The sequence below is a fragment of the Rhizobium sp. UFLA01-1127 genome, from assembly GCF_059803845.1.
This window is the reverse complement of the sequence record NZ_JAUQTZ010000106.1, coordinates 1-21,846: the sequence shown is the minus strand read 5'-3', so window position 1 is coordinate 21,846 and position 21,846 is coordinate 1. Positions and strand designations below refer to the sequence as shown.

21 protein-coding genes are annotated in these 21,846 nt (G+C 60.3%); 14 read left to right on the top strand and 7 right to left on the bottom strand.

All coding sequences use genetic code 11. The annotated features are described in order from the left end of the window. Positions 1-34: 34 nt before the first annotated feature. Complete coding sequence (locus Q4Q11_RS23020; RefSeq protein ID WP_498570933.1) at positions 35-1,060, bottom strand: RluA family pseudouridine synthase; 1,026 nt, start codon at positions 1,058-1,060, stop codon at positions 35-37. Between the two features lie 50 nt (positions 1,061-1,110). Here Q4Q11_RS23020 and Q4Q11_RS23015 point away from each other — a divergent pair, with 50 nt between their 5' ends. After that, positions 1,111-1,488 carry a hypothetical protein gene (locus tag Q4Q11_RS23015; protein ID WP_112503531.1) on the top strand — a complete coding sequence of 126 codons (378 nt, stop codon included), beginning with the start codon at positions 1,111-1,113 and terminating at the stop codon, positions 1,486-1,488. Between the two features lie 10 nt (positions 1,489-1,498). Then, positions 1,499-2,329 carry a TrmH family RNA methyltransferase gene (locus Q4Q11_RS23010; protein ID WP_498570932.1) on the top strand — a complete coding sequence of 277 codons (831 nt, stop codon included), beginning with the start codon at positions 1,499-1,501 and terminating at the stop codon, positions 2,327-2,329. A gap of 58 nt (positions 2,330-2,387) precedes the next feature. Here Q4Q11_RS23010 and Q4Q11_RS23005 read toward each other — a convergent pair whose 3' ends face one another. Together Q4Q11_RS23005 and Q4Q11_RS23000 are read right to left on the bottom strand one after the other, a co-directional pair. Further along, positions 2,388-3,599, bottom strand: a complete 1,212-nt coding sequence (locus tag Q4Q11_RS23005; RefSeq protein WP_498570931.1) for a hypothetical protein — start codon at positions 3,597-3,599, stop codon at positions 2,388-2,390. Between the two features lie 207 nt (positions 3,600-3,806). Then, positions 3,807-4,415 carry an EipA family protein gene (locus tag Q4Q11_RS23000; RefSeq protein ID WP_112503539.1) on the bottom strand — a complete coding sequence of 203 codons (609 nt, stop codon included), beginning with the start codon at positions 4,413-4,415 and terminating at the stop codon, positions 3,807-3,809. 300 nt (positions 4,416-4,715) lie between these two features. On the opposite strand from Q4Q11_RS23000, the gene chpT reads away from it, so the two are divergent. Continuing rightward, complete coding sequence (chpT, locus tag Q4Q11_RS22995) at positions 4,716-5,375, top strand: histidine phosphotransferase ChpT (protein ID WP_112503542.1); 660 nt, start codon at positions 4,716-4,718, stop codon at positions 5,373-5,375. A 190-nt stretch (positions 5,376-5,565) separates the two neighbouring features. Continuing rightward, entirely contained in the window at positions 5,566-5,928 is a 363-nt protein-coding gene (locus Q4Q11_RS22990; RefSeq protein ID WP_498570930.1) for a response regulator, read from the top strand. A gap of 244 nt (positions 5,929-6,172) precedes the next feature. Here the strand turns inward: Q4Q11_RS22990 and ctrA are convergent, their stop codons facing one another. Beyond that, positions 6,173-6,874, bottom strand: a complete 702-nt coding sequence (gene ctrA / locus Q4Q11_RS22985; RefSeq protein ID WP_112503547.1) for a response regulator transcription factor CtrA — start codon at positions 6,872-6,874, stop codon at positions 6,173-6,175. 443 nt (positions 6,875-7,317) lie between these two features. On the opposite strand from ctrA, the gene Q4Q11_RS22980 reads away from it, so the two are divergent. Next, positions 7,318-7,674, top strand: coding sequence for a flagellar export protein FliJ (locus Q4Q11_RS22980; protein ID WP_498570929.1), 357 nt, complete (start codon positions 7,318-7,320; stop codon positions 7,672-7,674). Positions 7,675-7,865: 191 nt separating this feature from the next. On the opposite strand, the gene Q4Q11_RS22975 is transcribed toward Q4Q11_RS22980, so the two are convergent. The 3 genes from Q4Q11_RS22975 to cysQ form a co-directional block, all read right to left on the bottom strand. Continuing rightward, entirely contained in the window at positions 7,866-8,147 is a 282-nt protein-coding gene (locus tag Q4Q11_RS22975; RefSeq protein WP_112503553.1) for a GNAT family N-acetyltransferase, read from the bottom strand. Positions 8,148-8,439: 292 nt separating this feature from the next. Continuing rightward, positions 8,440-8,715 carry a CtrA inhibitor SciP gene (gene sciP, locus Q4Q11_RS22970; protein ID WP_004107124.1) on the bottom strand — a complete coding sequence of 92 codons (276 nt, stop codon included), beginning with the start codon at positions 8,713-8,715 and terminating at the stop codon, positions 8,440-8,442. A gap of 299 nt (positions 8,716-9,014) precedes the next feature. After that, a complete protein-coding gene (cysQ, locus tag Q4Q11_RS22965; protein WP_112503558.1) occupies positions 9,015-9,809 on the bottom strand; it encodes a 3'(2'),5'-bisphosphate nucleotidase CysQ in 795 nt (264 codons plus the stop codon). Between the two features lie 326 nt (positions 9,810-10,135). On the opposite strand from cysQ, the gene Q4Q11_RS22960 reads away from it, so the two are divergent. The 9 genes from Q4Q11_RS22960 to Q4Q11_RS22920 form a co-directional block, all read left to right on the top strand. Next, the gene (locus Q4Q11_RS22960; protein WP_498570928.1) at positions 10,136-11,389 is read left to right on the top strand and encodes a sarcosine oxidase subunit beta family protein; all 1,254 of its coding nucleotides are present in this window, start codon (positions 10,136-10,138) and stop codon (positions 11,387-11,389) included. 13 nt (positions 11,390-11,402) lie between these two features. After that, a complete protein-coding gene (locus Q4Q11_RS22955) occupies positions 11,403-11,678 on the top strand; it encodes a sarcosine oxidase subunit delta (protein WP_112503562.1) in 276 nt (91 codons plus the stop codon). Beyond that, complete coding sequence (locus Q4Q11_RS22950; protein WP_498570927.1) at positions 11,675-14,632, top strand: sarcosine oxidase subunit alpha family protein; 2,958 nt, start codon at positions 11,675-11,677, stop codon at positions 14,630-14,632. Before Q4Q11_RS22955 ends, Q4Q11_RS22950 begins: the two co-directional genes overlap by 4 nt. A gap of 7 nt (positions 14,633-14,639) precedes the next feature. Beyond that, on the top strand, positions 14,640-15,194 hold the full coding sequence (locus tag Q4Q11_RS22945; protein ID WP_498570926.1) for a sarcosine oxidase subunit gamma: 555 nt from the start codon (positions 14,640-14,642) through the stop codon (positions 15,192-15,194). A gap of 219 nt (positions 15,195-15,413) precedes the next feature. Next, on the top strand, positions 15,414-17,840 hold the full coding sequence (locus tag Q4Q11_RS22940) for a GcvT family protein (RefSeq protein WP_498570925.1): 2,427 nt from the start codon (positions 15,414-15,416) through the stop codon (positions 17,838-17,840). A gap of 303 nt (positions 17,841-18,143) precedes the next feature. After that, positions 18,144-19,046, top strand: a complete 903-nt coding sequence (locus Q4Q11_RS22935) for a branched-chain amino acid ABC transporter permease (protein ID WP_112503574.1) — start codon at positions 18,144-18,146, stop codon at positions 19,044-19,046. A gap of 4 nt (positions 19,047-19,050) precedes the next feature. Further along, positions 19,051-20,442 (top strand): high-affinity branched-chain amino acid ABC transporter permease LivM, encoded by a 1,392-nt coding sequence (gene livM / locus Q4Q11_RS22930; RefSeq protein WP_113213468.1) that lies wholly within the window; start codon positions 19,051-19,053, stop codon positions 20,440-20,442. Further along, positions 20,442-21,314, top strand: coding sequence for an ABC transporter ATP-binding protein (locus Q4Q11_RS22925; RefSeq protein WP_112503580.1), 873 nt, complete (start codon positions 20,442-20,444; stop codon positions 21,312-21,314). The genes livM and Q4Q11_RS22925 overlap by 1 nt, the downstream gene beginning before the upstream one ends. Further along, a partial coding sequence (locus Q4Q11_RS22920) for an ABC transporter ATP-binding protein (protein ID WP_498570924.1) occupies positions 21,314-21,846 on the top strand: 533 nt, incomplete at its 3' end. The genes Q4Q11_RS22925 and Q4Q11_RS22920, both read left to right, overlap by 1 nt.

The window sequence follows — 21,846 nt, the reverse complement described above, 5'->3', positions numbered from 1 at the left end:
AGGGCAGGCGTCCAGTCATTGTGACGTTTCGCGCCTATCCTCTGAGTGCTGCCGCCAATTCCTCCATGTCATCGGGCAGCGGTGCCTCGAAATGCATGACCTCGCCAGTGCGGGGATGTTCGAATTGCAGCATGTAGGCATGGAGCGCCTGGCGCGTGAAGCGGTGGACGGCCTGCTTTGCGGCTTCCGGCAGGAGATTGGCCTTGGTCTTGAAGCCGCCGCCGTAAACGGCGTCACCGAGCAGCGGGTGGCCGATATGCGCCATATGCACGCGGATCTGATGGGTGCGGCCGGTTTCCAGGTGGCACTCGATCAGCGAGGCGAGGGCAGTCGCGTCCGGTGTCTCGTGGAAGCGCTCCACCACCTCGTAATGCGTGATCGCTTCGTCGGCATCCTGAGAATCCGGACGCTTGACGGCGCGGCGCGTGCGGTCGCTGCTCGAGCGGCCGAGGGGCGCATCGATGGTGCCGACGAGCTGGCGGGGACGTCCCCAGACGATTGCCTGATAGGCGCGCTCCAACGATGTCGTCCGGCCATGATCGGCAAATTGCTGGGACAGATGCCGGTGAGCGACATCGTTCTTGGCGACGACCATCACTCCCGTCGTATCCTTGTCCAGCCGGTGAACGATGCCCGGACGGCGAACGCCGCCGATGCCGGAAAGGCTGTTGCCGCAATGATGGATCAGAGCATTGACCAATGTCCCTGTCCAGTTGCCCGCGGCTGGATGCACGACAAGCCCGGCCGGCTTGGAGATGACGATGACGTCGTCGTCCTCATAGAGCACGTCGAGCGGGATATCCTCACCCTGCGGCGTCGGATCCTCAGGCTCGGGCAATGTGACCTGATAGACGTCTCCGGGGCGCACCTTGCGCTTGGCGTCCGTCACCGGTGCGCCATTGAGCAAAACCGCGCCGTCCTTGATCAGCGCCTGCACGCGGCTGCGGGAAAATTCCTCGCCGATCTCGGCCGTCAGCCACGAATCGAGCCGTCCTACGGCATTTTCATCGGCGGTAAGGACTTTTCTATTGCTCGCGGCTTCTTTAAAGGGGTCGCTCAAACGTATTTCTCCGGCGCACAAGGCGCTCTTCAGGAAGCAAGGACGCATCGATGACGAATCTCGAGCCAGACGATCAAGAGGAAAAGCCCCTCGATCCGGCCCTGGAGAAAGTCCGACGCAAGATGATCCGCCTGCAGATCGTCTCTGCGGCCGTCATGGTGGTGAGCCTTATGGCCGTCTTCGGCGCCGTTGTCTACAAGACGATGAAGCCGGCGGCAAAGCCTGCCGGGCAGGCTGCTTCCGGCATCCCCTCCGATGCTCCGGTTGCGGTGACGGCTCTGCTGCCGGCGGGCTTTACGGTGCAGTCCACGGCGCTGTCGGGCAATCAGGTGCTGTTCTATGGCACGCTTGCCGGCGGTCAGCGCCAGGCCATCGTCTTCGATTACGGTATCGGCCGCACCGTGGCGACCATATCGCTGTCCAACTGACGGTCTGACGATGACGAACGAGCGGCTCATCGAGATTACGCATCCCGACGATCCGCGCATCGCCGAATTCCGCGATATCCGCGAACGCGATCTCACGGGCCGCGACAGCCGTTTCATTGCGGAAGGTACGGTTGTGCTGCGGCTGCTTGCCGGCGCACATGCGGCGGCCGGCGATTTCGCCGCGGAGAAGGTGCTGCTGCTCAAGAACCGCGTTGCCGGGCTCGGCGGCATCATCGAGAGCTTTCCGGCCGATGTCCCGGTTTATGTCGCATCCGCCGAGGTGCTCGACGGCATTGTCGGTTTCCATCTGCATCGCGGCGTTCTGGCGCTGGGGCGCAGGACGACGGGAGAGGGGACGGGTGCCTTTCTCGACCGTATCCCAAAGCAGGCGCTCGTGCTTGTCGGCTGCGGCATTTCCAATCACGACAATATGGGTTCCATGTTTCGCAATGCCGCGGCCTTTGGCGCAGATGCGGTGCTGCTGGACGAGAGCTGTTGCGATCCGCTTTACCGAAAGGCACTCAGGGTTTCGGTCGGCTCGATCCTGACAATTCCCTATCGTCGGCAATCGAGCGGCGTCGAGTTGCTTGCGGCGCTGGCCGGGCGCGGCTTTGCCATCTGGAGCCTGTCACCGCGCGGGGGCTTGGACATTCGGGATGTGCCGGCTTCGGACCGCATGGCGCTGGTGGTCGGCACGGAGGGGGACGGTCTGCCGGAGAACATCCTTTCTGCCTTCGGCAGCGTGCGAATCCCGCAGGCTCCCGGCTTGGATAGCCTCAATGTCGGGACGGCAAGCGGTATCGCCCTTTTCGAGATGGCCGCGAAGAACGGTCGTATGTAGCTGATTTGGCGCATATCGTTGCCGCAAGACGGCCGGCCACTTTGCACGGCACCTCAGGTCAGGAATGCTTTGGCAATATGGCGGCAACGCGGTCGGCGAGGCTGACGCGCGCGCCCGGCGCGGCGGCATCCCGATTCTTCGGCAGCAGATCGAGGATCGGTGAGGCATCGCCTTCCTTGAGTGCCGTCAGAGCCACCATATTGGCCGCAATCTTGGCAATCTCCTCGCGCATGGCGTCGTCATGCGCCGGCGTGCGGGCTTTCAGCAGGCGGTCCGACAGGGCCGCGGCCCGATTGCGAACCTCTTCCGTCATTTGGGCGATTTCGTCTTTCACTGTTCGTTCCGGTTCTGCCGCTTGTGCGGGCTCGGCTGTATCCGCCTGGCTGTCGGCGATGGCTGAAACCATGGACGCCGCAGCGAGCTCCGGCGTCCTTGCCGTCTTCTTCGGCGGTGTCAGACCTGCGGCACGAAGCGCCTTGCCTGCTTCCTTCGATTCCTTGACGGCGGCCTCCAGCCGCTCCCTCAGGCGGATGACGTCCTGAGTGTGCCGTTCGATTGCGGTTTCTTTATCGGCGCTGCCGGCAATTTCGCGGTCGAGCCGTTCTTCAAGCCGCTTGTTCTTGTCGCTTTCCTGGCGGAGCGACTGTTCCGCATTCGCTGCGCGCAGGTTCGCCGCGCTCAACTCCTGGCGCAGAGCCTCACGTTCATCCCGCAATGTGTTGATGCGCAGCTTCAGGCTCTCGATCTCGGTCTCGCGGGCTGCAAGGTCGATCCTGAAATTGTCGGCGTCGGCCGCCATCTTCGTCATCCGCTTGCGCAGCCCGTCAATATCGGCTTCCTTTTCGGCGCTGGCCTGCTCGGCGGTATGGATGCTCGATTTGAGCTGGCTGATATAGCTTTCCTCGCGGCGCAGGCGTGAGCGCAGTTCCCCCGCCTCCACTTCCAGATCGTCGATGCGCGTCTGCAGCTCGGTATTTCCGGCCGAGAGGCGGCCGGCTTCCTGCTGAAGCTTGCCGTTATGGATCTGCAGCGCGACGGTCTTGTCGCGCTCCTGCGTCAGGGCATGTTCGGTCCTGGCGTTTTCGGCGGCGAAGAGGGCGCGGGCCATGTCCTTTTGCGCACGCACTTCCTGCGGACTCAGCGGCATCGTCGCCTTCAGGCGCTTTTCGGTGAACCAGACGATACGACGATGGATCGACGGCGCGATGAGAAAGCCCAGAAGAGCGGCCGTCAGAAAGCCCAACCCGAACAAGAGAGCAAATTGAATCACGACGCGACCAGTATCCTGGAGTTATGTCCGATGTCGATAGGATGATTAATCATGGGTTAGCCATGCGGGCAAGCGTTTAACGCGGATATGGTTTACCGGCGCGGGCTGCTTCTTTGATTTCAGAGCCCGAGACTCCGGGAAAGAAAAGGCCCGCAACTCAAGCGGGCCAAGGCGTGCGCTGCCTGGGAGATCGTATCGGAAGAAGGCTCAGAAGGGATTCCAGGTCGGGTTCGGCGTGACCTTCAAATAGCCCATGTTGATGCCGAGGCGCGCGCCGAGCCCGGTGCGGATCGGAACGAGCACGATATTGTTGTTTTTCAGGACGGTCATGCCGAAGCCGGCGACCACGAAGGCCTGGCCGCTCACGCCGCCGAAGCGGGTATAGACGCTGTCGATGCTCGGCAGATCGTAAACCAGCATCATGACCCGGGTACCCTGGCCGCCGTAGTCGAGCCCCAGCGACGGACCTTGCCAATAGAGCGGATGCTCGCCGGCATTCTTGGTGTTGAGCTGGCCTTCTCCATAGGTCAGACCGGCAAGAAAGGCGCCGGAGCCTTCCTGTCCGAGAATGTAGCCGTTCGGCAGGCCGTATTGCTGGAAGGCCCGCTCGACGACCTTGGCGAGGCCGCCGCTGGTGGAGCCGAAGAAGGAATGGCCGGCATCGACGATTTCCTGCGCCGAATACTGGCCGTTTGCGGCGGCCGCCTGGCGGATCGGCAACGCGAAACTCACGAATGCGACGATGGCCAAGAGCAGGCCAAGGCCGAGCGTTCCGGAGCCGGGGCTGGGCAGTCTCTTCAGGAGTTCATTGCGCATGGAAGTTTTCCGTTCATCATGGTCGGTGCTTCAGGGGCGCATGTGCGACATGTTCGGCTGAACGCGCCGCCACGGCACGCCCCCTCTTTCTCAGACTTTCCGCCCATCCATCGCAGGACGATTCGCGCGCGAACGAGTCTGATGGCGATGAATGCATTTTGCGTCGATGGTCTTAACAATCGGTTTACCAAATATGGTGTCATTATGGCGCGCGGTACACTGGCTGCGAAACCCTCGGGCAACCTTGCCGTGGCAAGGTGTAACTACTCGCCTTGCCTGTCAGCATTCAGGAGACAATGAATGTCGAAAAATCCCAATCTCACTCTGACCGGACCGGATCTGGCCGCGCTGCTGTGCAGCCGCGTCTGCCATGACGTGATCTCGCCGGTCGGGGCGATCAACAATGGTCTGGAGCTGCTCGACGAGGGTGGTGCGGATGCCGATGCGATGGATCTGATCCGCACGAGCGCGCTCAACGCGTCCGTCCGTCTGAAATTCGCCCGCCTTGCCTTCGGCGCGTCCGGTTCGGTCGGCGCCTCGATCGACACCGGCGAGGCGGAGCGGGCCGCCAAGGATTTCGCCGCCGCCGAGAAGAAGACGGAGGTCAACTGGGTCGGTCCGCGCGCGATCATCGCCAAGAACCGAGTGAAGCTGCTGCTCAATCTCTTTCTCGTTGCCTATGGTGCCATTCCGCGCGGCGGCAATATCGAGGTGACGCTCGAAAATCCGGAGTTCGAGGCCAAATTCACGATCAGCGCCAAGGGGCGGCTGATGCGCATACCGCCGAAGTTCGCAGAAATCTGCTCCGGCACGCTGGAGGAGGCCATCGACGCTCATTCCATCCAGCCCTACTACACGGTGCTTCTTGCCGATGAGAGCGGCATGGAGCTTTCCTACAATGCGACGCCGGAGGAGTTGACCTTCGTGGCGACCATGGCGGCTCATAAGCCGAAAGACTGATTCTCATTTTTGCCCGCGGCCGGGCATCGGCCGCGGGCATAGTATTTCGTGCATTGAAAATTCTGTGCAATCTTTGGGTTGTCCGCTCAATTGAGAATGTAGCGGTAACGAATCCTTAGCTTGCTGCTCCTATCGTTTCAATTTGACGCCGCCATTCGGATGATGGCGGTCGACAGCAGGGAGCTCACATATGCAGCGGTTCATGATAACGGATACGTCGGATGTCGTACGTAAGGTCGGCAAACGAATCCTGTCGGAGCTGGATTTTCTTGTGAGCGAAGCCGGTGACGCCCGCGAAGCGCTGGCACGCTGCCAGGCCGAAATCCCGGATTATCTGATCGTCGATGCAGGCATGGAAGGGGCGCTCGATCTCATCGCCAGCATCCGCGCCATGCCCAACGGCAAGGACGTGAAGATCTACTACTGCGTTGTCGAGGCCGACCTTCGCAAGCTGATGGCCGGAAAGCGCGCAGGCGCCACGGATTTTCTGCTGAAGCCCTTCGATCGCAAGATCCTGACGGCCATATTCGGCAATCGCGCGGCAGCCGCCTGATTTTGACGAGACATATCACAGCAGCAACGGCAGCCTTTGAGGCGGCTATTGCGATCCTGGGCGGTTCATCGGCCGGCTGCTTTGAGCCTTCCCCTTTTTTTTCGAAGTGCGAAAGCGCGCTATCATTTTCTTACGGGATTCGGGACGGAAAGGGGGGCAATACGCTTTTCCTGGAACTGCCCTAAAGAAAAATCCCGCCTGAAGAGGCGGGATTTGAGAATTTCGGCGGTTTAGGGGAGGCTAATCAGGCGCTTTCGGCGAAATCGCCGCTGTCGGGCTCGCGCAGCACATAGCCGCGGCCCCAGACGGTTTCGATATAGTTGGCGCCGCCCGCCGCGTTGGCCAGCTTCTTGCGAAGCTTGCAGATGAAGACGTCGATGATCTTCAGTTCCGGCTCGTCCATGCCGCCATAGAGGTGGTTGAGGAACATTTCCTTGGTAAGCGTCGTGCCCTTGCGCAGCGAGAGCAGCTCCAGCATCTGATATTCCTTGCCGGTCAGATGCACGCGCTGGCCGCCGACTTCGACGGTCTTGGCGTCGAGGTTGACGATGAGCTCGCCGGTCATGATCACCGACTGGGCATGGCCCTTGGAACGGCGGACGATGGCGTGAATGCGGGCGACCAGCTCATCCTTGTGGAAAGGCTTGGTCATGTAGTCGTCGGCGCCGAAGCCGAGGCCGCGAACCTTGTCCTCGATGCCAGCCATGCCGGAGAGGATCAGGATCGGCGTCTTGACCTTCGAAAGGCGCAGTGTGCGCAGCACTTCGTAGCCGGACATATCGGGAAGATTGAGATCGAGAAGGATGATGTCGTAGTCGTAGAGCTTTCCGAGATCGACGCCTTCCTCACCGAGATCGGTGGTATAGACGTTGAAACTTTCGGATTTGAGCATCAGCTCGATGCTCTGCGCTGTCGCGCTGTCGTCTTCAATGAGTAGAACCCGCATAATTGTCCCCTTTACCGCCGCCGAAAGGTCGTCAGCCCCCTTACGCGATACCGATCAAATCACTGCTTGATTTGGAAGCTGCCATGTAATGGTTAACAAATTCTGATTCACTCTGGCAAGTCGTATCGAATTTATTAAATAATTTTTCCATTGCACTGTTTTCCAAAGACAATCAGTAAAATCTTCTCCTAAAGTATCGCTTTAAGAACCAACGCCAAGTGATTCATCCGACTCACCAATGCCGATATGCCGAAATCCGACCACAACATTTACCGAGCCTTAAATCATTGCGCCTATCATTAACGATGCCCGTAAACGAAAGGTTACCAGCGGTAGGCTTTTATTAAGATCGCTGGAAATTTTTTTAACCAAGCCGTCTCAAAGCGGTTCGGCGCGGGCGGGAATATCGAGAGCCGGGGTCTCGCATCACGGGAGTAATGCGTATGAAGTCACGTGAGAGCCTTGTTCGCCTGAAGGAGTTTCAGGTGAACGAAAAACGTCGTCAGCTGCAGCAGCTGCAGATGATGATGGCGGAATTTGACCGCATGACGAAGGAACTGGAAAGCCAGATCGTCGTCGAAGAGAAGAAGTCCGGCATTTCGGATCCGGGCCACTTTGCTTACCCGACCTTTGCCAAGGCCGCCCGCCAGCGCGCGGACAACCTGCAGGTGTCGATTCGTGAGCTGCAGGTTCAGGAAGAGGCGCTGGAAAGCTCGCTTGAGGAAATACAGGCCGAATATGCCAAGGCCGCAGCGCTCGAAGAGCGCGATGGTTCGGGTCCGGCGCGGGCGCGCGCCTGAAACCGCAATTCCCTCACTTCTTTCGGATCAAGCATCATTGCGTTCCGATAGACGGAAGGTGCATGAAAGCTGCGCGTGACTGGCCGTGACAGGGCCGGTCACGCGCAGCTTTTGCGTTTTTGGAATTAATCCGGCCGATCGGACGGATCGATGCCAGATTCGTTCATGCCGTTGCGTATGCGCGGCACGCCTTAAAGATTGACGACATCACGCCAGTCATCGTGACGTTGTGCCTGCGCCTTGAAGAAGGGGCAGAGCGGGATGATCTTCCAGCCGCCGCGCCGTGCCTCCTCGACGGCGTGAAGCGCCAGCGCCTGGCCGACGCCCTTACCGCGCAAGGCATCCGGCACGCCGGTATGATCGAGGATGATCAGCTTGGGAGAGGTGCGGGAAAAGGTCATTTCCGCCTCGTGGCCTTCGACGGTCGCGACATAACGGCCGCCGGATGCGTTGCTTTCGTTGCGGATATCCATGAAATTCTCCCTTCTTGCGTCTGATGCAACAAGGATTGCATGTGGTTCGACGTCTGCCAATCATCGAGATTGTTAACGGATCGTCTCCGTTTGCGTTTCAGTCAGAAATATGGACCGGCCAAGCCTTTGCCGCCAGGCGACCGAGCGCGTCTCTGCTTCTAAATCTATCCTTTGAGAGGCCATCGGAATATGACGGCGCGCATTCGAAATGCGTTGCTCCAAATAATTCGGACCTCTTTTGGAAGAAGAGGCCCGAACACAAAGTCAAATTGAAGTGGTGCTGCCGCTGCTGTCAGTGGCGATACTGCTGTATGCGGGTCGTCCGGAGGCCGGCGAGGCCATGGGTATTGATGGACGACTGCCAGGAGAGGAACTCTTCGACGGTCAACGTATAACGTTCGCAGGCTTCTTCCAAGCTGAGCAGACCACCACGCACGGCGGCGACAACCTCGGCTTTACGACGAATGACCCAGCGGCGCGTATTCGGCGGCGGAAGGTCTGCTATCGTCAGCGGGCTGCCATCGGGGCCGATGACATACTTCACTCGGGGACGTATCATTTCGGTCATTGGACTCTCTACACACACTCAAGACCACGAGAGGCACTCTATCTTGCCACATTTAAAAATTGCCTAAGCCCCTGGTAAGACTTTGCTAATAATTTTAATCAATGTGGCGGCAGGCTGATTTGCGTGTGTTCTTCCTGAGCAAAGCGGCTCAAAGACCCTGTTATTTCAGAGGAAATCGTTTTCGTCCTATGATTTTTCGTCAGTGAAAACTTACGCTTCCGGTTCGAAGCTGCGGGAACCGCATTGTCCGCAGGTGCAAGACAAGGTGTAAGAATTGTTTTCCGCTTGCAAAAATAGACTTACGCGGACACGCCGTGCTTCTGCCCGCCCCAGCAGATGAAGTGGGGATTGGCGAAGTCGGCATCCTCGCTGCGGCCGGTCTTGCCGTAGGTCAGGGGACCGCCCTCGACCGTTACCGTGGTCCCGCCGGCCGCCCGCAATACCGCGTCGCCGGCTGCCGTGTCCCATTCCATGGTACGGCCGAAACGCGGATAGACATCAGCCTTGCCTTCGGCAAGCAGACAAAATTTCAGCGACGAACCGATCGACGTGCAGCCGGACACTGCATTGTCAGTCAGAAAGGTCTCTGTTTTCGCATTGCTGTTGCAGCGGCTGGCGAGCGCCGTCAGCTTGGACGGGCGTTCGCGTACGCCTATCGTCAGTCGGTCGACAATCGAAAAATGCTCGTCGACGATCAGCTTGCGGGCTCTGCCGGGCTCGCCGGTGAAGGCTACACCGAGCGCCGGTGCATAGACGATGCCGCGTATCGGGATGCCATCCTCGACGTAGGCGATGTTGACGGTGAACTCGTCGCGATGATCGATGAACTCACGGGTACCGTCGAGCGGATCGACTAGAAAGAAGGCGCGTCCGCGAACCTCCGGAATGTTGCCGGCGGAAACCTGCTCTTCGGCAATGGCCGGGATATGCGGGAAATCGCGCTGGAGATGCCGGAGAATGATGTCTTCGGCGCGTTCGTCGGCGAGGGTGACGGGGCTCATGTCCCGCTTCAAGACAACCGAATAGCCGGCACGGTAGACCTCCAATATGGCCTTTCCTGCCTCGAGCGCCGCCTTTTCGAATGTTGCAAGCATCTGCTTCTTCGTCTTCCGCGCGCTATCCGCGCCTCAACTCTCCGGACATTATAGATAAGAAGTTCCGAATGCGAAGTTTAGATTTCCCATTCCCCGGTTCCTTTCGGATTAGCGCGTGAGCGGGGCTTTAGCAACAGAGCGTTGTGCGACTTTCCAAAGAGGCGGGCTGGTCGGCGGTCTGGCGGCATGTCTGGGAGGCAAGCACCGCCCGTCGCTGCGCATTCGGAAAAGATCATGTTCTGTTTGCGAAGCTTTTTCGTCCTTTCGGGACTTGTCGTTTTTGTTGCATGTGCGAATGTGCGGCCGGGCAGTATCGGGATGAGTGCATGCGATATTCGGCATATCAGCTTCTAAAACAGGCTTTTTCGGGCAATCGTCATTGGCAGCCGGTTTGGCGGACTCCGGAACCCAAACCGCATTATGACATCATCATCGTCGGCGGTGGGGGGCATGGGCTGGCGACGGCCTACTATCTCGCCAAGGAGTTCGGCATCACCAATGTCGCGGTGCTGGAAAAGAGCTATATCGGTTCCGGCAATGTCGGCCGCAATACCACGATCATCCGTTCCAACTACCTGCTGCCCGGCAATGAGCCCTTCTACGAATTCTCGATGAAGCTTTGGGAAGGGCTGGAGCAGGATTTCAATTATAACGCCATGGTTTCGCAGCGCGGGGTGCTCAACCTCTTCCATTCCGATGGCCAACGCGATGCCTATGCCCGGCGCGGCAATGCGATGCGCATGCATGGGGTCGACGCGGAGCTGCTCAATCGCGAGCAGGTTCGCCGCATGATGCCCTACCTGAACTTCGACCATGCACGCTTCCCGATCCTCGGCGGCCTCTTGCAGCGGCGCGGCGGCACGGCACGGCACGATGCGGTCGCCTGGGGTTATGCGCGCGGCGCCGACAGCCGCGGCGTGGATCTCATCCAGCAATGTGAGGTGATCGGCATTCGCCGCGATGAGGGCGGCGCTGTAACGGGCGTCGAGACCAATCGCGGCTTCATAGGCTGCAACAAGCTGGCGCTTGCGGCTGCCGGCCATACCTCGATCCTCGGCAAGATGGCCGATTTGGAATTGCCGATCGAAACGCATGTCCTGCAGGCCTTCGTTTCCGAGGGGTTGAAGCCCGTCATCGACAACGTCATCACCTATGGCGCCGGACACTTCTATATCTCGCAGTCGGACAAGGGCGGCTTGATCTTCGGTGCCGATATCGACTACTACAGCTCCTACGCCCAGCGCGGCAATCTCGCCACCGTCGAGCACACGATGGAGGAGGGGGTGTCACTCATCCCCGGCCTGTCGCGCGTGCGCGTGCTGCGCAGCTGGGGCGGCGTGATGGATATGAGCATGGACGGCTCGCCGATCATCGACCGCACGCCCATCGAAAATCTCTATCTGAACTGCGGCTGGAACTATGGCGGCTTCAAAGCGACGCCGGCCTCGGGCTTCTGCTTCGCGCATCTGATCGCCAAGGACGAGAGCCACGATGTCAGCCGCCTTCTGCGTCTCGACCGCTTCGAGCGCGGCTTCGCGATCGACGAAGGCGGCAAGGGTCCGCAGCCGAACCTGCATTGAGGGCACGATACCAATGGCAAGCTTGATCAACTGCCCGCATTGCGGCGTGCGACCCAAGGAAGAATTCTCCATTCGCGGCGCTTCCGTCGTCCGCCCGGCGCCGGCCGCGCCGGATGAGGACTGGAACCGCTATGTCTTCATCCGCGACAACGAGCGCGGCCGAATTCAGGAATATTGGCACCACAGCGCCGGTTGCCGCCGCTGGCTGATCGTCGACCGCAGCAATGTCACCCATGAAGTCTTTTCCGTTACAGATGCCGAGGACAAGGCGAAGGAGGCGGGAAGATGACTGCTTATCGTCTGTCGAGCGGCGGTCTCGTCAATCGCGGCCGTCCGCTTTCCTTCCAGTTCGACGGCAAGGGGATGAAGGGTCTCGAGGGGGATACGCTCGCTGCCGCTCTGCTCGCCAATGACCAGCTGCTGGTCGGCCGCAGCTTCAAATACCATCGCCCGCGCGGCATTCTGACGGCGGGGTCGGCCGAGCCCAACGCACTCGTCACCATCGGCAAGGACGGGCGCACCGAGCCGAATACGCGCGCCACCGTTGCCGAGCTTTATCAGGGCATGACGGCCGCGAGCCAGAACCGCTGGCCGTCGCTGAAGTATGATATCGGCTCGGTCAACAGCTTGTTCTCGCCCTTCCTCGGCGCGGGCTTCTACTACAAGACCTTCATGTGGCCGGCTGCTTTCTGGGAAAAGGTCTACGAGCCGATCATCCGACGTGCCGCCGGCCTCGGCAAGGCTGCGATGCAGGCCGACCCGGACCGTTACGAAAAGGCCTGGGCGCATTGCGACCTGCTGGTCATCGGTTCGGGGCCGGCGGGACTGATGGCGGCTTTGACCGCCGCCCGTGCCGGTCTGCGCGTCGTGCTGGCAGATGAAGGTTTTCGACTTGGCGGCTCGCTGTTGTCGGAACGGCTGACGATCGGCGGTGCTTCCTCGGATGCTTTCGTCCAGGCGACATTGGAGGAACTGCAGAGTTTCGAGAACGTGAGCTTGATGCCGCGTACCACCGTGTTCGGCTGGTATGACGACAATGTCTTCGGCGCGGTCGAGAAGGTGCAGAAGCATGTTGCGATGCCATCGCCCGATCTGCCGGTCGAGCGGCTCTGGCGCATCGCCGCGAAGCGCGCCATCCTCGCATCCGGCGCAGAAGAGCGGCCGCTGGTTTTCGGCGGCAATGATCGCCCTGGTGTGATGATGGCCGGCGCCATGCGCAGCTATCTCAACCGCTATGGTGTCGTTGCCGGGCAGAAGGTCGCCGTCTTTACCAATGGCGGCTCCGGCTACCGAACTGCGGCTGATCTCGCCGCTGAAGGCGTCGAGATTTCGGCCATCCTCGACACGCGCGTCGCATCGGCCGATGCCGCTCCTCAGGGCGTTCGGGTGGTGCATGGAGCAACCGTCCATGCGACCAAGGGCAAGTATCGCATCAGCGGCGCCATCGCCGATCGCGGCGGCCTGGATGAGCTCATCGCCTGCGATGCGCTTGCCATGTCGGGTGGCTGGTCTCCGATCATCCATCTTGCCTGCCAGCGCGGCGCCAAGCCGGTCTGGTCGGATGAGAAGCAGGCTTTCATGGCGCCGATCGTTTCCGGCGAGCTGGAGATTGCCGGCTCGGCTGCGGGTATCGAGAGCGTTTCCGGCTGTCTTGCCGACGGGGCAGAAAAGGCGCGACGGGTCATCAAAAGCCTGGGCCGCGTGGTTCATGCGGAAGATCTGCCCGAGGTCGAGGGCGAATATGATCCGTCCTTTGCGGCGATCTGGCACGTGCCAGGCGCGAAGGACAAGGCATTTGTCGATTTCCAGAACGACGTCCATGCCAAGGATCTGGGCCTCGCCTTGCGCGAAGGCTTCGGCCATGTGGAACACGCCAAGCGCTACACGACGAGCGGCATGGCCACGGACCAGGGCAAGCTCGGCAATGTCAACGCTGCCGGCATCATTGCCGGCATGCGCGGCGTCAGCCCGGCAGCCGTCGGCACGACGACGTTTCGGCCGTTCTACACGCCGGTCTCCTTCGGCGCTCTGGCGGGCACGGCGCGCGACAAGCACGCGCAGCCGGTCAGAGAATCGCCGCTGCATGGCTGGGCGAAGAAGAACGGTGCCGCCTTCGTGGAGGCCGGCCTTTGGTATCGTTCCTCCTGGTTTGCCCGGCCGGGCGAGAAGGGCTGGCGCGACAGCGTCGACCGCGAAGTCGTGAACGTGCGCAACAATGTCGGCCTGTGCGATGTGTCGACCCTCGGCAAGATCGAGATTTTCGGCAAGGACGCGGCGGAGTTTCTCAATCGCCTCTATTCCAACGCTTTCCTGAAACTGCCGATCGGCAAGGCGCGGTACGGATTGATGCTGCGCGAAGACGGCATGATCTTCGACGACGGGACAACGAGCCGGCTGACGCCTGATCATTTCTTCATGACGACCACGACGGCGATGGCCGGCGAGGTGATGACGCATATGGAATTCGCAGCGCAGACGCTCTGGCCGCAGCTCGACGTTCGTTTCGTGTCCTCGTCCGATCAGTGGGCGCAGATGGCGATTGCCGGCCCTAACGCGCGGCTGGTGCTGGAGCAGATCGTCGAAGACGATATTTCCGACGCGTTCTTCCCATTCCTCGCCGCTGCCGAAGTCATGCTGAAGGGCGGGCTCAGGGCGCGCCTGTTCCGCATCTCCTTCTCGGGCGAGCTGGCCTTTGAACTCGCCGTGCCCGCCGGCTACGGTGAGGCGGTGGCCGATGCCATCATGGAGGCCGGCAAGGCGCACGGCATCTGCCCTTACGGCGTCGAAGCGCTCAACGTGCTGCGCATCGAGAAGGGGCATGTCACCCATAACGAACTCGATGGCCGCACGACGCCTGATGATGTCGGGCTCGGCCGTATGATGTCGACGCAGAAGCCGGATTTCATCGGCAAGAGACTGTCGACCCGCTTCGGCCTGACTGCTGCCGACCGCGGCCAGCTTGTAGGCTTGAAGCCGATCGACACGGCGAAGGAAATTCACGCGGGCGCACATATTTTGAAAGAGGGTGCGAGACCTTCGACGGTGAACGATCAGGGGCATGTCTCCTCGGCCTGCTTCTCGCCGACGCTCGGCCATTCCATCGCGCTCGCTTTCCTGAAGTCCGGCCGAGAGCGTATCGGCGAGCGTGTAGTCGTCTGGGACGGATTGCGGGGCGAGGAAGTGGCGGCGGAGGTCTGCAGTCCCGTCTTCGTCGATCCGGACAACAAGAAGCTTTTGGGGTGATGGATCGATGAGCGTCGCGTTTCAGAACAGGCATGTGCTGGAAGATCATATTTCCGGCTTCGAGGCTGCCGCCAATCCGAATCATCTCGCCGTCGTGCGTCATCCCGCCATTTTCTCCGTGCTCGCGCGGGCTGGGGATCAGGAAGGGGTTCTTGCAAGCCTGAAGGCATTGAAGGACGTATCCGTTCGCGATGCCGGACCTAGAGAATGGTACGTGGTGTCGGATACGCTCGGCACCGACAGTGTGGCGCGGGATCTCTTCACGCTCGATCCCGCGCGTATTTCTTTTTTCGAGCAAAGCGATGGTCGCGTGCTGCTCCGCATCTGCGGTCCCAGCGTCCGTCGCATCCTTGCCAAATGCGTAGCGGTCGATCTGCATCCGCAGGCCTTTGCCGAGGGGCAGTCGGCCAACATGCTGTGCTGCCATGTCGGTGCCAACGTCGCCCGCACCGGACCTGACTGCTTCGAGATTATCGTGCCGCGCTCCTATGCCGGCAACGTGTTTGAGGAGATCATGGAGATGGGGCGGGAGTTTGCTCTGACGGCCGGTTTCATCGACTGAAAAACCCTACGGCACCGGATATCGAGCGTTTGGCCGACAGGCTTGCTCTGCCGAATGGCGATGGCGCGATCCGAACAATTGCGATGGCGCAAACAGACATTTCGGTTTCGCAGTTCGGGCTATTTGGCCCATCGGATAGTCTCTAGGTTTCCTCTCAAACAAGGCCGGTCGCGCGGGAAGACACCCGGCGGCTTCGCGCCGAGAACAGGGGATTCCCAGATGAAAAGCCATGCCAAGGTCGTCGTTATCGGTGGCGGTGTCGTCGGATGTTCGGTGCTCTATCACCTGACGAAATTCGGCTGGACGGATGTGGTGCTGCTCGAGCGCTCCGAACTGACATCCGGCTCGACCTGGCATGCCGCCGGCGGCATGCACACGATCAACGGCGATCCGAATGTCGCCAAGCTGCAGAAATATACGGTCGAGCTCTACAAGGAGATCGAGGAGTATTCCGGACAGGATATCGGCCTGCACCTGACCTCCGGCCTGATGCTGGCGGCGACCCCGCAGCGCTTCGATTGGCTGAAGTCCATTCTCGCCAAAGGCCGCTACAACGGCCTGGAGGCGACGCTGCTGACACCGAAGGAAGCGCATGAGATGATGCCGCTCCTCGATCCCGATCAGTTTGTCGGCGCGCTCTACGATCCCGTCGAAGGTCATCTCGACCCCTATGGCACGACGCATGCCTATGCCCGTTCCGCCAAGAAGAACGGCGCCGAGATTTACCTGCATACCAAGGTGGAGGAGTTGGTGCCGCGCGAGGACGGCTCCTGGCGCGTCATTACCAATCAGGGAGAAATCGTCGCCGAGCATGTCGTCAACGCCGCAGGCCTTTGGGCGCGCGAAGTCGGCCGCATGGTCGGGCTGGAGCTGCCGGTGCTCGCCATGGAACATATGTACCTGATCACCGAGGACATGCCCGAGGTCGTCGACTTCAACAGGACCACGGGCAAGGAGCTGATGCACTGCGTCGACTTCGATGGCGAGATCTATCTGCGCCAGGAACGCCAGGGCATGCTGATGGGCACCTATGAGAAGGCCTGCCGCCCATGGTCGCCGGTGACAACGCCCTGGGATTTCGGCCACGAGCTGCTGGCAGAGGATATCGAGCGTATCACGCCGGAGCTGGAAGTGGGCTTCCGCCACTTCCCGGCCTTCAACAATGCCGGCATCAAGAAGATCATCAACGGCCCCTTCACCTTCTCGCCGGATGGCAATCCGCTTGTCGGCCCGGTGCGCGGCTTGCGCAATTACTGGTCGGCCTGCGCAGTCATGGCCGGCTTCAGCCAGGGCGGCGGCGTGGGTCTCGCGCTCGCCAACTGGATGATCTATGGCGATCCGGGCTTCGATGTCTTCGCCATGGATGTCTCCCGCTACGGCGATTATGCGACGCTCGCCTATACGAACGCCAAGGTGCGCGAAAACTATGCCCGCCGCTTCTCCATCCGCTATCCGAACGAGGAACTGCCGGCTGCGCGGCCGCTGCTGACGACGCCGATCTACGACAGACTGAGGGAGGCCGGCGGCGTCTTCGGCGCCTATTACGGCCTCGAACAGGCTCTGTGGTTTGCCCCACAAGGTGAGGCCGATCAATTCTCCTGGCGCCGCTCCAACGACTTCGACGTCGTCGGCGCCGAAGCCAAGGCGGTGCGCGAGAGCGTCGGCCTGATGGAGACGTCCGGCTTTGCCAAATATTCGGTCAAGGGACCGGGGGCGGAGGCTTTCCTCGACAGGCTGCTGACTTGCCGCATTCCGGCCACCGGCCGCATGACGCTGGCGCCGATGCTGAAGCACGACGGCAAGCTGATCGGCGATTTCACGCTGGCGAAGCTTGGAGAGGCGGATTTCCTTCTCATCGGTTCCGGCATCGCCGAAGCCTACCACATGCGCTGGTTCGAGAGCCTGTTGCCGAAGGATGGCTCGGTCGAGCTCCAGGCACTCGGCCTTTCGCTGCTCGGGCTTTCGATCGCCGGCCCGAATGCCCGCAAGCTCTTGCAGAAGCTGACCCATCAGGACCTTTCCTCGGCAGCGTTCCCCTTCATGTCCATCCGTCGTATGGATCTCGGCATGGCGCCTGCCATCGTAGGCCGCGTCTCCTATACGGGCGATCTTGGCTACGAGATTTGGATGAAGCCGGAGTATCAGCGCTGCATCTTCGACCTTCTGATGCGGGAGGGCGCGGAGTTCGGCATTCGGCTCTTTGGTCTCAGGGCGCTGAACGCGCTGCGTCTCGACAAGTCCTATGGCAGCTGGGCGCGCGAATACCGGCCGCTCTACGGGCCGCTCGAAGCCGGCCTCGGCCGATTCGTGGCGCTGTCCAAGGAAGCCGATTTCATCGGCAAGGCCAGCGCTGCCAAGGAGAAGGCGGAGGGCGGGACGCTTAGGCTGCGCACCTTCGTTCTTGCGGCCAAAGACGCCGACGTCATCGGTGATGAGCCCATTTATCACAACGGCGCGGTCTGCGGCTGGGTAACGTCGGGCGGTTATGCCCATGCTTCCGGCCTTTCGCTCGCCATCGGCTATGTGCCGAAGGAAATCGCCGACGAGACGCAGGGCTGGGCGATCGAATTGCTCGGCGAGCTTCTACCGGCAAGGCTTCAGGTCGAACCGCTGTTCGATGCGGATGGCGCGCGGATGCGCTCGTAGCCGCCGGGCTGCAGGCGACGGCCGCGGGCTTGGCCAGCCCGTGGCTGACAAAAGCTTTTCAGAGCGGACATGTCGCCAAACGGTTTTGGCTAAATTTGAGCCATAAGCTGCCGCTTTTGTATTATTTTTGGTCGGATTCGCATCAGCGCACGGCGATTTGAAAAGAATTTGTCAATTTCTTGCCTTTTTGGCTTCACATTTCCTTCGAAAGCAGTATGGAATCGCGGTCACGGGCCTCTCGAAGGCACCAAAAAAAGTAATAAGAGATGTGGTCGCTTGCGCCGCATCCAGGGGAAATGACATATGGATTATTTTATCCAGCAGCTCTTAAATGGGCTGACTCTCGGGTCTATCTACGGCCTGATCGCCATTGGCTACACCATGGTTTACGGCATCATCGGCATGATCAATTTTGCCCACGGTGATGTTTTCATGCTCGGCGGCTTTGCCGCTCTCATCACCTATCTGGTCCTCGTCTCGCTCTTCGCCGGTCTGCCGGTGGCAATCATGCTGCTGGTGATGCTCATCATCGCCATGCTGATGACGAGCCTTTGGAACTGGGTGATCGAGCGCGTGGCTTATCGGCCGCTGCGCGGTTCGTTCCGCCTTGCGCCGCTGATCACGGCGATCGGCATGTCGATCGTGCTGTCGAACTTCATCCAGGTCGCTCAGGGACCGCGCAACAAGCCGATCCCGACGCTGATTGGCGATGTCTTCAATTTCGGCGGCGTCTCGGTGTCGCTGAAGCAGATCATCATCTTCATCGTTACGGTGGTGCTGCTTGCGGCGTTCTGGTATCTTGTCAACAAGACGGCGCTCGGCCGCGCCCAGCGTGCCACCGAGCAGGATCGCAAGATGGCGGCGTTGCTCGGCATCAATGTCGATCGCACGATTTCCGTCACCTTCATCATGGGTGCGGCACTCGCTGCGGTCGCGGGTACGATGTATCTGATGTATTATGGGGTCGCCAACTTTACGGACGGTTTCGTACCGGGCGTCAAGGCTTTCACCGCGGCGGTCCTCGGCGGCATCGGTTCGCTGCCCGGCGCCGTTCTCGGCGGTCTGATGATCGGCTTCATCGAGTCGTTCTGGTCGGGTAATTTCGCTATCGCGTATAAGGATGTCGCGACATACGGCATCCTGGCCTACGTGTTGATCTTCAAGCCGACGGGTATTCTCGGCCGGCCGGAAGTCGAAAAGGTATAACGCCATGGCACATTCAAATTTCGTTGCAGGCAAGACCGCGCCCGGCCTTGTCCAGAGAGGGATTACGGACGCCTTCTGGACCGCGCTCATAGCCTTCGGCATGTTCGTCCTCTACATCGGTCTCAGGACCGACCAGAACATCGACAACAAGCTGATCATCGTCCAGCGCTGGGGTTTGCTGGCCTCCATTGTTGCGATTGCCGCTGTTGGCCGCTTCGTCATGACGGTTTTCGTTCAGCCGTATCTGGCTGCGCGGAAGGCAGCCAGAGGCAAGGTCGTCGTGGTGGAGGGTGAACCAAGCTTCGCCGCCAAACATTTCAGCAAGATCGCGCTCGTGCTGCTGCTCATCTATCCGCTGGCGGCGGTGGCGTTCCTGGGGCCGCAGGGTTCGCTGACCTATGTCGACAATTTCGGCATCCAGATCCTCATTTACGTGATGCTTGCATGGGGCCTGAACATCGTCGTCGGCCTCGCCGGCCTGCTTGATTTGGGTTATGTCGCCTTCTACGCGGTCGGCGCCTATTCCTATTCTCTGTTGTCGCTGCATTTCGGCCTGTCCTTTTGGCTGCTTCTGCCGCTGTCCGGCATTCTCGCCGGTCTTTGGGGCATGATCCTCGGTTTCCCGGTTCTGCGCCTGCGCGGCGACTATCTGGCGATCGTGACGCTGGCTTTCGGCGAAATCATCCGCATCGTGCTGACCAACTGGACTGATGTGACGAACGGCAGTTTCGGCATCTCCAACATTACCAAGGCATCGCTGTTCGGCCTCTATACCTTCGATATGAAGGATCCGCACAATATCGTCCGGACCCTTGGCCTGCCGATTTCGTCGGCCTGGTACAAGATCTTCCTGTTCTACGTCATTCTGGCCCTGTGCATGCTGACCGCTTATGTGACGATCAGGTTGCGGCGCATGCCGATCGGACGTGCGTGGGAAGCGTTGCGCGAGGATGAAATCGCCTGCCGGTCGCTTGGGATCAATACCGTGACGACGAAGCTGACCGCTTTCGCCACGGGAGCCATGTTCGGCGGCTTCGCCGGCTCCTTCTTTGCCGCGCGTCAGGGCTTCGTCTCGCCGGAATCCTTCGTGTTCCTCGAATCCGCCGTGATCCTCGCCATCGTCGTTCTCGGCGGCATGGGGTCACTGAAGGGTATTGCGATTGCCGCGATCGCCATGGTCGGCGGTACCGAATTGCTGCGCAACATGAGTTTCCTCAAATTGTTCTTCGGTGAAGACTTCACTCCGGAACTCTACCGCATGCTGATCTTTGGGCTTGCCATGGTGGTCGTCATGATCATCAAGCCGCGCGGCTTTGTTGGGACTCGAGAACCGACCGCCTTCCTCAAGGAGCGAAAAGCGGTCTCCGGCAGCTTTACCAAGGAGGGCCACGGCTGATGAATGCTGTGACCGCAACCCCTAACGACATCCTGCTGAAGGTCGATCACCTGTCGATGAAGTTCGGCGGCCTGATGGCGATCAACGACCTCTCCTTCGAGGCGAAGCGTGGTGACATCACGGCGCTGATCGGGCCGAACGGTGCCGGCAAGACGACGGTGTTCAACTGCATCACCGGCTTCTACAAGCCAACCATGGGCATGATCAGCCTCAACCAGAATAACGGCAAGGAATACCTCCTGGAGCGGCTTGCGGATTTTCGGATCACGCGCGAAGCCAAGGTGGCGCGTACCTTCCAGAACATCCGGCTGTTTTCGGGTCTCACCGTGCTCGAAAATCTGCTGGTCGCGCAGCACAACAAGCTGATGCGTGCCTCCGGCTATACGATCCTCGGCCTGCTCGGCATCGGCCCCTACCGGTCCGAGGCGAAGAATGCGATCGAGCTTGCACGCTTCTGGCTCGAAAAGGCCGATCTCATCGATCGGGCTGACGATCCGGCCGGCGACCTTCCTTACGGAGCGCAACGCCGCCTGGAAATTGCCCGCGCCATGTGCACGGGTCCGGAACTGCTTTGCCTGGACGAGCCGGCCGCCGGTCTGAACCCTCGCGAATCTCTGGTCCTGAACGAATTCCTTCGCAGCATCCGCAAGGACACCGGCACATCGATCCTTCTGATCGAACACGACATGTCCGTGGTCATGGAAATTTCCGACCATGTCATCGTGCTCGAATATGGGCAGAAGATTGCCGACGGCACACCGGATGAGGTCAAGAACGACCCTCGCGTGATCGCCGCCTATCTGGGCGTCGAAGATGAGGAAGTGGAAGAGGTGATTGCGGAAGTCGAACACCTCCAAGAGGGTGAAAATTGATGGCGGGGCAAGCACTTTTGAAAGTCGCGGGTGTCGAGACCTATTACGGCAATATCCGCGCCCTTGCCGGGGTCGACATCGAAGTCAACAGCGGCGAGATCGTCAGCCTGATCGGCGCCAACGGCGCCGGCAAGTCGACGCTGATGATGACGATCTGCGGCAGTCCGCAGGCACGCAACGGCTCGGTTACTTTCGACGGTCAGGATATTACGCGCATGCCGACGCACGAGATCGCCAGGCTTCGCATCGCGCAATCGCCAGAGGGGCGGCGCATCTTTCCGCGTATGACCGTCTATGAAAACCTGCAGATGGGTGCGAGCCTGGACAAGCTCAAATACTTCAATGAGGATGTCGAGAAGATCTTCACGCTCTTCCCGCGCCTGAAGGAGCGCCAGTCGCAGCGCGGCGGAACGCTTTCCGGCGGAGAGCAGCAGATGCTGTCGATCGGTCGTGCACTGATGGCACGCCCGAAACTGCTGCTGCTGGACGAGCCGTCGCTTGGCTTGGCACCGCTGATCGTCAAGGGCATTTT